At 68.5% G+C, this 9371-nt stretch carries 12 protein-coding genes; 7 read left to right on the forward strand and 5 right to left on the reverse strand.

The annotated features are described in order from the left end of the window. From IM632_RS10990 to IM632_RS11005, 4 genes are all read right to left on the reverse strand, one after another. On the reverse strand, positions 1-633 hold a 633-nt coding region (locus IM632_RS10990; protein WP_296552323.1), incomplete at its 3' end, for a PfkB family carbohydrate kinase. Between the two features lie 69 nt (positions 634-702). Then, positions 703-1137 carry a host attachment protein gene (locus IM632_RS10995; RefSeq protein WP_293511894.1) on the reverse strand — a complete coding sequence of 145 codons (435 nt, stop codon included), beginning with the start codon at positions 1135-1137 and terminating at the stop codon, positions 703-705. Between the two features lie 288 nt (positions 1138-1425). Further along, a complete protein-coding gene (locus tag IM632_RS11000) occupies positions 1426-1758 on the reverse strand; it encodes a cytochrome c (RefSeq protein ID WP_293511896.1) in 333 nt (110 codons plus the stop codon). A 4-nt stretch (positions 1759-1762) separates the two neighbouring features. Beyond that, positions 1763-3355: an MBL fold metallo-hydrolase gene (locus IM632_RS11005; protein WP_296484654.1), complete on the reverse strand. Its 1593-nt coding sequence runs from the start codon at positions 3353-3355 to the stop codon at positions 1763-1765. 166 nt (positions 3356-3521) lie between these two features. Between IM632_RS11005 and IM632_RS11010 the strand changes: the two genes are divergently transcribed. The 7 genes from IM632_RS11010 (at position 3522) to IM632_RS11040 (ending at position 8736) form a co-directional block, all read left to right on the forward strand. Beyond that, positions 3522-4190 (forward strand): helix-turn-helix domain-containing protein, encoded by a 669-nt coding sequence (locus IM632_RS11010; RefSeq protein ID WP_296484657.1) that lies wholly within the window; start codon positions 3522-3524, stop codon positions 4188-4190. Positions 4191-4246: 56 nt separating this feature from the next. After that, positions 4247-5071 carry a universal stress protein gene (locus IM632_RS11015; RefSeq protein WP_296484660.1) on the forward strand — a complete coding sequence of 275 codons (825 nt, stop codon included), beginning with the start codon at positions 4247-4249 and terminating at the stop codon, positions 5069-5071. 47 nt (positions 5072-5118) lie between these two features. Beyond that, entirely contained in the window at positions 5119-6621 is a 1503-nt protein-coding gene (locus IM632_RS11020) for a PAS domain-containing sensor histidine kinase (RefSeq protein ID WP_296484663.1), read from the forward strand. Beyond that, a complete protein-coding gene (fixJ, locus tag IM632_RS11025) occupies positions 6618-7226 on the forward strand; it encodes a response regulator FixJ (protein WP_296497291.1) in 609 nt (202 codons plus the stop codon). The genes IM632_RS11020 and fixJ overlap by 4 nt, the downstream gene beginning before the upstream one ends. Before the next feature lie 75 nt (positions 7227-7301). Further along, positions 7302-7691, forward strand: coding sequence for a response regulator (locus IM632_RS11030; protein ID WP_296497289.1), 390 nt, complete (start codon positions 7302-7304; stop codon positions 7689-7691). A 71-nt stretch (positions 7692-7762) separates the two neighbouring features. Continuing rightward, the gene (locus IM632_RS11035) at positions 7763-8551 is read left to right on the forward strand and encodes a TIGR00730 family Rossman fold protein (protein ID WP_296497287.1); all 789 of its coding nucleotides are present in this window, start codon (positions 7763-7765) and stop codon (positions 8549-8551) included. Beyond that, on the forward strand, positions 8548-8736 hold the full coding sequence (locus IM632_RS11040; protein WP_296479732.1) for a hypothetical protein: 189 nt from the start codon (positions 8548-8550) through the stop codon (positions 8734-8736). The genes IM632_RS11035 and IM632_RS11040 overlap by 4 nt, the downstream gene beginning before the upstream one ends. Positions 8737-8847: 111 nt before the next feature. On the opposite strand, the gene IM632_RS11045 is transcribed toward IM632_RS11040, so the two are convergent. Continuing rightward, a partial coding sequence (locus IM632_RS11045; RefSeq protein ID WP_366817580.1) for a tetratricopeptide repeat protein occupies positions 8848-9371 on the reverse strand: 524 nt, incomplete at its 5' end.

Consider the following 9371-nt stretch of genomic DNA (forward strand, 5'->3'; position numbering starts at 1 on the left):
ACGGGAGGAGAGATCAGGCAGGTCCCGGCCGAGGCATTCCTGCAACTCCCGCAGGTTAGGTTTCACGAGCCAGACCCCGGCCTCCAGTCCGGCCCTCAGCCCTTCGCCGGAGGCGTCCAGGGCAAGCCTGACGCCTGTCCGGCGGGCGACCCGGGCGAGACGGGCGAGCCGCCTGGGGTCCATTCCGTCCGGAAGGCTGCCGCTGGCGACCAGCACGTCCGGTCGGGGCGACAGCTCTGCAAGCGCGGTCTCCAGCGCCCGGATCTCCCTCTCCCGCAACCTCGGGCCCGGCAGCACGAAACGAAATTCGGCGTCCCGGGAACGGTCAAAGACGGTGAAGCTCTGGCGGGTCTCTTCGGCGACCGGGATCACCCGGGCGTCCAGCCCCTCGGCGGATAGAAGAGCCTGGAGGGCGTCTCCGGTCGAGCCGCCGAGGGGCAGGATGCAGGTCGCCCGACCGCCGAGCTGGCCCACGACCCGGGCGACGTTCACCCCGCCGCCGCCAGCATCCTGCCGGGGGGTATCGCAGCGCAACTTGTTCTCTGGCTCGACAACGTCCACGCCGGTCTGGAGGTCCAGCGCCGGATTGAAGGTCAGGGTCGCGAGGACCGGTGCGGTTCTGGCTCTTCTCATGCTCCCGGCTCCTGGCGAGTCCCGAGATCAGATGGACCTGATCCACCGATTCCCGCCAGCGGGATGCCCTCAGAGGATACCGGGCGCCCGCAGCCAGTCCTTGATGTCATGGTTGGAGACCTTCAGCAGGTCCTTCGGAATCTCCGCCATGAGGCGCTTTCGCGCCGTGTCCGAGAGCCTCTCCCGGATCGCCTTCAGGAGACGCGGCGGGGCGGCCAGGACCAGATGCTCGTACTCGCCTTTCTGCGCCTGCGTGTTGAGAAGGTCGGCGAGTTCCTTGGCGAAGGCCTCACGGCGCCGGTCGGCCAGGCCGTGCTGGCCGGTCCCGTGACGCATGGAAGTGTCGCTCTCGAAGGACACCCCCGGCGGTCCCTGGTGGTGGTGGACGGTCGGCGGCTTCACCTCGCCGAGGGTGACGGGGTCGGCGTGATCACGGGCGCGCTCGATCCAGCGCGCGCCGCCGCCCGCCGCGACCAGGATGCGGGTGCGTTCGGAAGCGGTCATTTGGGGATCTCCGTCTGTGGCGCCGCAGAGGGGGCCGGACTGGGTTCTGAGAAGGCCGCCGTCTCGCCGGGGGGTGTGACGTTCGGCGGAACAGGACGGTGGCAGGCCGCCAGGAGCGCCAGTACAACCCCGCCGGCGCACATACCCCAGAGGGCCGGACGCCGTCGTCTGGGCGTCTCGCACGCGTCGTGTCGAACAGGGGGGGCGGTCATGACTGCGGTCTCCTGAAGCAGGTCCACAGACCACGCACCCGCCCCCGCCGCCTTGATCTGTCGCAAAGGGGCCGGGTCAGGGCAGCGGCAGGCTATCCAGCCAGGCGGCGATGTCCTCGACGTCGGCGTCCCCCATCTTCAGGGGCGGCATGTTGAAGTGCCCGGTCTCGTCGATCTCCGTCAGCCGGGCCCTCAGACTGTGGGCCCGGTAGCGCGCGGCGAGGCTCGAGAAGGATGGCGCCTGGCCGGGCTGGGCCTCGCCGGTCACGGCGTGGCAGGTCCCGCACTGGGCCTCGGCCAGGAGCCGTCCCCTGGCGGCCGAGGGGCCGTCTTCACCCCCTGTCGTGGCGCATCCGGCCAGAACGAGGGCGAGGGCGCCGGGAAGGACGGTAGCGACGATGAGTCTCATGGCGTCAGGTCTCCTCGGCGCCGGCGACAAGTTCGCCGATCCGCCGGATCAGGGATTCGCGGGCCTCGGGCGACATGCCCTCCAGGCGCTCGTTGAGGTCGAGGATCATCTGCGCCCGGGCGTTGTGCCAATCGGGGGCGGCGGCGAGGCCGGGGGCGATCCGCGGCGGCGGGGCGGGTTTGGCCTCGGCCCCGGCCGGCGTCAGGCGATAGGCCTGGTCCACCTGGGGTATGACGACCCGCTCCCGGGGCGTTCCCGCCTCCGCCAGCCGCGCAGCCAGCGCCTCCAGGGCCGGCGGCTCGCCATGGTCGAGGAAGATGGATCCCCGCACGGGTTCCCGGGCCCGGGCCCACTCCACCAGACCCGTGGCGTCGGCATGTCCGGAATAGACCTCGATGCTGCGGATGCGCGCCCGAACGCGGAACTCCTCGCCCTGGATCCGCACCCGGCGGGCGCCGTCGACCAGCAGCCGGCCGAGGGTGCCTACGGCCTGGTAACCTGTGATCAGGACGGTCGCCTCTCGGTTCCAGAGCAGGCGCTTCAGGTGGCGGCGCACCCGGCCTGCATCACACATGCCGCTGGCAGCCATGATGATGTGCCACCCCCGAAGCTGCTCCAGCCGGTCGCTGTCGGCCGGATCGGGGGTGAACTTGAGCCGTCCCGCCCCGTGGAGGGAGGTGAAGGGATTGACGCCAGTCGCCCGGTTCCAGCCTCTCTCGCGGAAGACCTCGGTCACCTCCGTCGCCATGGGCGAGTCCAGGAAGATGTCGGCCTCAGGCGCCTGGCCGTCGTCCATGATGGTCATGATGTCCGCCAGCAGCTCCTGGGAGCGCTCGACGGCGAAGGCCGGGATCAGAAGCGGGCCGCCCGCCGCGTGGGCCGCGATCAGCTCCCGGGCCAGCAGCGCCCGGCGGGCCTCGGGAGTCACCCTTTCCCGCGCCCGGTCCCCGTAGGTCGACTCCAGGATCAGGTGATCGACCCCCGAGGGCCCCTCCGGATCGGGCATGTAGTCCCGGCCCCCGGGACCAAGGTCGCCCGAGAACAACAGACGGGTCGGTCCCTCTCCGCTCTCGGCCCGGACCTCCACCGAGGCGCCCCCGAGGATGTGACCCGCCTCCCACCAGACGGCTTCAAGCCCGGGAAGCACCTGGACGGTCTCTCCCAGCTTGACCTTGACGAACTGGTCCATGACCTGGCGGGCGTCGGCCTCGGTGTAGATAGGCTCGACCATCTCCCGGCCGCGCCTCTGGTTGCGGCGGTTGAGGTGGCGGACCTCGCTTTCCTGGATGCCGCCGGCATCGGCGAGCATGATCCGGCACAGGTCCCGGGTTCCCGCAGTGGCGTAGATCGGGCCGGAGAAACCCGCCTTCATGAGTTTGGGCAGGAGGCCGGAGTGATCGATGTGGGCATGGGTCAGAAGGACGGCGTCGATCTTCCCGGGATCGAACGGGAAGGGTTCGTAGTTCAGGGCCTTGAGGGTCTTCGAACCCTGGAACATCCCGCAGTCCACCAGCACCCGGAAGCCGGGGCCGCCGAGCTCGGCGCAGGAACCGGTGACGCAACCGGCAGCGCCGTGGAAAAGCAGATCAAGCGCCATGTTGCAAACCGACCTCCCCGCCGACCCCGCGCCAGCGCTGTGACGGAGCCTAGCGGAATCCGCGCCGGCCGCCACTCTAGGTAGATCCCCGTAGGGAGCCGCCCCGGATATGCCGGGCGGCCTATGGCGCATAGCTTCCCGTTGTTGACCGCCAAGGAGCGACGAGATGGCCCTCGCCTACGACTACAAGGATGTTCACGTCCTTCCGACCCTGCAGGGCAGGGGCGAGCCGGTGACGGCCCTGTTCCGGATGGGCGTGACCATGGCCTTCGCCAAGGACGAGGAGATTTATGGCCAGGACGAGGACGCGGACCTGATCTACCGGGTCCTGGAAGGCGCGGTGCGCACGACCCGCGTCATGGCCGACGGTCGGCGCCAGATCGGGGACTTCTACCTTGCCGGCGACATCTTCGGCCTGGAGACCGGACCGGCCCACCGCTTCGCTGCGGAGGCGGTCCGGGACAGCGTGATCCTGGTGATCAAGGCGACGGTCCTGAGGACGTCCGGCGAGGACATGCAGCGTCTGGGCTGGGAGGCCACCCGGCGCGAGCTGGAGCGCGCCCAGGAACACGTCCTGCTCCTTGGCCGCAAGACAGCCTGCGAACGGGTCGCGAGCTTTCTGAAGGGCCTTTCCGACAAATCGGGCGGCGCGCGGGTGGTGGACCTGCCCATGGGTCGCCAGGACATGGCCGACTATCTCGGCCTGACCATAGAGACTGTTTCGCGCATGCTGTCCCAGTTGCAGTCCGAACGGATTGTATCCTTCTGCGCCACCCGGCAGTTCCAGGTGGTGAACTCCGAAAGCCTTGCCCGGCTTGCGGATCAAGCCCAATGAAGACAGGCCGGTCCTGACCGGCTGGCGGCCCTGGCGGGCCAAATGGAGGCGACATCATGAGTTTCCGATCCCTGCTTGTTCACGCCCAGCCGGGCGAGGCCTCGAAGCTCCGCACCGAAGCTGCGGCGGCTCTGGCCATCAAGCTTGACGCCCTTCTGATCGGCCTGGGCGCCGAAGCCATTCCCCCCATCGCCGCCATAGATCCCTACGGGTTCGGGACGGCCCAATGGACGCCGCTTCTCTACGAGCAACAGACGCGCAACCTGGAAGCCGCGCACGCCGCCTTCGCCGCACACGCCAAGGGCGCCCGGACCGAGTGGCGCTCGGTGGGCGACCTGCCCACGCCCGCCATGGCCCGCGTGGCCCGGGCCGTAGACCTGGTGGTGACCGGAGGCCCGGCAGGCGAAGGGGACATCTATACGAGGGTCAGCATCCCCGAACTCCTGATCAGTTCCGGCCGGCCCATGCTGGTGGTCCCTCCGCATGGTGGCCGCCTGGAGACCCGCCGGATCCTGGTGGCGTGGAAGGATACCCGTGAGGCCCGGAGGGCCGTGTCTGACGCCCTCTCCTTCATGCACATGGCCGACGAAATCCTTGTGGTCGCCCTGGGCGCCAAGGAGGACCAGGAGGCCCTGCACGCCCAGGCGGAGGACGTGGCCGGCATGATCGCCAGGCACAGCATGGCCCGGCCGCGGACGCACGTGGCTGTCTCCGGGGCGGACGACGTGCAGGTCGACCTCCTCGCCCAGGCCGACAGGATGGACGCCGACCTGATTGTCTCAGGCGCCTACGGGCATAGTCGGGCGTATGAATGGGTCCTGGGCGGGGTGACCCGCCACCTGCTGCACGCCTGCGAGCGGTTCGTCTTCCTCAGCCACTAGCGGCGGCGCATTCCCATAGGCGGTCCCGGGCGTTAGGAGTCCGGGCCATGGACTCGAATATCCAGACAGAGATCGAGGATGAGCCCGCCCGTCGGCGGTGGCTGGCGTACGCAATCGCCGTGGCCGCGGTCATGCTTGTGCTGACGTTGCGGGTGATCCTCACGCCCCAGCCCAGCCCGCGCCTGGACCTCTTTCTCCTCGCCCCGGCCCTGCTGGCGGCCGCCATTCCCGGCGGCGCCGGACCGGTGATCCTCGCCTCTCTCCTTGGACTGGCAGGCTCCTTCGTCATGACGGGCGGCCAGGCCTTGATGGACGCAGAGGAGATCGTCGGCCTGGTGCTCTACATTGCGGCCTCCGGCGCCCTCGCGGCGGCGGCCTGGCGCCTCAGGCGCATGGCCGTGACGGCGCGGACCATGCTGGCCATTTCGAGGCAGAGGCAGGATCACCTCCAGTCGATCCTCGACACCGTCCCTGAGGCGATGATCGTCATCGACGAGGCCGGGACCATCCGCTCGTTCAGCGCTGCGGCTGAGCGCCTGTTCGGCTGGACCGCGGCGCAGGCGATCGGCTGCAACGTGACCCTGCTCATGCCGGACCCCTACCGGTCCGAGCACGCCCGCTACCTCGGTCGCTACCTCGACACCGGCGAGCGGAAGATCATCGGCATAGGCCGGGTGGTGGTGGGCGTGCGCAAGGACGGGTCGACCTTCCCCATCGAGCTGGCGGTCGGGGAGATGCGAAGCGGCCGGCGCAGGTTCTTCACCGGCTTTATCCGCGACATCACCGAACCGCAGGCGACGGAACGACGGCTTCAGGACTTGCAGTCGGAGCTCATCCACGTCTCTCGGCTGACCTCCATGGGCGAAATGGCCTCCGCATTGGCGCACGAGCTCAATCAGCCGCTCTCCGCCATTGCGAGCTACATGAAGGGTTCTGTGCGTCTGCTGGACTCCGAGACACCCGACCTTGAGCGGGTCCGCTCCGCCCTGACGGCCGCTGGCGAGCAGGCTCTGAGGGCGGGTGAGATCATCCGCCGCCTGCGCGCCTTCGTCGGAAAGGGCGAGGCGGCGATGCGGATCGAGGCCCTCCCGAAGCTGATCGAAGAGGCAGGCGCCCTGGCGATGATGGGCGCCCGGGACTCCGGAGTCCGCCTCGACTTCAATCTCTCGCCGAAGCTCGGCCCGGTGTTGGCGGACAAGGTCCAGATTCAGCAGGTGGTGTTGAACCTCATGCGAAACGCCGTGGAGGCGATGAGCGAGGCGCCGGTCCGAAACCTGACCGTGGAGGCGAACCCGATCGACGGAGAAACTGTAGAGGTCCTGATCTCGGACACGGGACCTGGTCTAGCCCCGGAGGTCCTGGAGCGTCTGTTCCAGCCCTTCGTCACCACAAAGGCCGAGGGCATGGGGGTGGGCTTGTCGATCTGCAGGACTATCATCGAGGCGCATGGCGGTGAGCTCACCGCACGGAATCGGACGGAAGGTGGCGCCGTCTTCCGTTTCACGCTACGCAGGGGGGACCTGCCGCTCTCCGACGAGATCGACGCATGAGCCCTTCGTCCACCCTGGTGCATGTGATTGATGACGATGAGGCCATCCGAGCCTCCCTCGCCTTCCTGCTGGAGACGGCCGGGCTCGCCTGCCGGACCTGGGACTCCGCCGTCGCCTTCCTTGGGGGTGGTGACGGGGAGCCCGGCGATTGCATTGTCACGGACGTCCGGATGCCGGGCATGACAGGGCTGCAGCTCGTGACCGAGCTTTCGGCGCGGGGTGTATCAACGCCAGTCATCGTCATCACCGGCCATGGCGATATTCCCATGGCGGTCGAGGCCCTGAAGCGGGGAGTGGCCGACTTCCTGGAGAAACCCTTCGACGATGAGGCGCTTCTGGCGGCGATCCAGGGCGCGCTGAAGAAGGCTCCGAACAAGCCATCCTCGCAGGGCGGCGGCGCTTTTTCCGCCATGTTGTCGTCTCTCTCGCCCCGGGAGACCGAAGTGCTGAAGGGTGTCGTTGACGGTAAGGCCAACAAGGTCATCGCCCGGGAACTCGGGATCAGCCCGAGGACGGTCGAAGTCTACAGGGCCAATGTCATGACCAAGACAGGCGCCAAAAGCCTTTCGGAGCTGGTCCGGATGTCAATTCTGGCCGGCTTCTGAAACCTTGCGCTGGATCAAGGCCGGACCTGCCCGCGGCGATCACCCTGTGTGCAGATCAGAAGCACCTGTCGGTTCATGCCCGCTACCTCCGCCCTGCCTCCGACCCTTATGCTGGTGGACGATGACCTCGCCCTCAGGAGCGCTCTGAAGTTCGCCCTCGAACTCGACGGGTACAAGGTGCGGACCTTCGCTTCGGGCGAAGCCCTGCTTGAGGCGGACCTGCCCGCCCGGAATGTCTGTCTGGTGGTGGATGAGAACCTTCCGGGCATAGGAGGCCTCGACTCCGTGGGGGCGCTGCGGGCCCGGTCCCAGGATCTGCCGGCGCTGCTCATCACCAGTCACCCCGGTCCAGAGCTCCGACGGCGTGCGGGCCGCATGCGGGTGCCGATCATTGAGAAGCCCCTCATAGATGACCTCCTGATCCGGAATATCCGGTGGGCCCTGGGACAGACGCCCTGGGCCTGAGCCGCGCAGATTGCCTCGCCGGGGGCGACTGCCTATAGCTTGTGCATGCCAAGCCCAGCCGACACCTGACCATGCCGCCCTCCGGCGCCCACGAAGCCGATCCCCGGGCTCTGATTGCGCAGCCGGCCTACCGCCTCGCCGCCCTCGACCCCGACTTTCTGCTCGGCGAGAGCATGCGCGGCGTGCGCTTCCTGCTCGAGTACGAGAAGGCGGACCAGACGCTGAAGTCCTGGGGCATCCGCTCCACCATCGTCGTGTTCGGCTCCGCGCGGGTGCGGGAGGACGATCCGGGCGAAAAGGGACGATGGTACGCCGAAGCCCGGGCCTTCGGCCGCATCGCCTCTGAACGGGGCGGCGCCCTGGATGGCCCCACAGGCGCCGGCCCCAGGGACAACGTGATCGCCACAGGCGGCGGGCCCGGACTGATGGAAGCCGCAAACCGCGGTGCGGCCGACGCGGGCGCCCCGACCATCGGCTTCAACATCTCCCTGCCCCACGAGCAGTTTCCGAACCCCTGGATCACGCCGGGGCTGGCCTTCCGCTTTCACTATTTCGCCATGCGGAAGATGCATCTGGCCATGCGGGCCAACGCCCTCGTGGCCTTTCCCGGCGGTTTCGGGACCCTGGACGAGCTCTTCGAGATCCTGACCCTGGTCCAGACGGGCAAAGGACCGAGAGTCCCCATCGTCCTGTTCGACGAGACCTACTGGCGCGACCTCGTCCGGTTCGAGGCTCTTGTCGAGCGCGGCATGATCGACGCCACCGACCTGCAACTGCTCCGCTTCGCCAACTCGGCGGAGGACCTCTGGCGCGAGGTCAGCGCGGGCGTCCTGGCCGCCGAGGGCGGCGCGCGCCCATGACCCTCCGCCCCGAAGGCCGGTCGCCCCTGGGCGAGCTGTTCAGCTTCCTGGGTTCCGCCCTTGCCGGTCTTAGAGTGCTGGGTCGAAGACCTGAACCCCTCCCGGAGGTCCCTGCTGTGAATGGAGCGCCGCCGCAGGCGCCCGAGGCCGAGGGCGCGGACAAGGGGCGGACACCTGAGGGATGATGGAGCTCTGCCCAGCAGCGCCTCTACCGTTCGCCCGGGCGAACGGTGGAACGCCGTTGAGGAAATCCTCGCCCCCCAGAGGGCGCAGAAACCCTTGAACCGATAGGGCGTCTATTTTCGGCTCACGGTGAACCGGGTCAGTTCCGTGCGGGGCGCCGACCATTCCGGATCGAGTTCCGCGGCCTTTGTGTAGTCCAGCCAGGCGGCCTTCAGATCACCGAGACGCTCGTGGGCCAGAGCGCGGTTGTAGTGCGCCTTGGCGGGCTCGGCGACGCCCAGCTCCAGGGCCCGGTTGATATCGGCGAGGGCGGCTTCCGGCGCCTTGAGACCGATCCGGGCGGCGCCCCGGTTGACCAGGGCCTCCCCCATGGTCGGGTCCCGCTTCAGGGCGGCGTCGAAGTCCCGGAGCGAGGAGGTGTACTCCTGGCGGCGGAGCTTGAAGACGCCGCGGTTGACCAGGGTGCCAGCGCGGTCCCGAAGGTTCAGGGCTTCGGTCTCAAGCGCCAGGGTGCAGAGCTCCTCGAATTTCTTGTCGACTTCGCCGGTCATGGCGGCCTCAGAACAGGCCTGAGCAAAACCACCGCCCAGCACCGTGATCGCCGCATGGCCGGACCCGGCCGCTCCCATCACCAAAG

It is taken from the genome of Phenylobacterium sp. (assembly GCF_020402505.1).
Classification (GTDB): Bacteria; Pseudomonadota; Alphaproteobacteria; order Caulobacterales; family Caulobacteraceae; genus Phenylobacterium.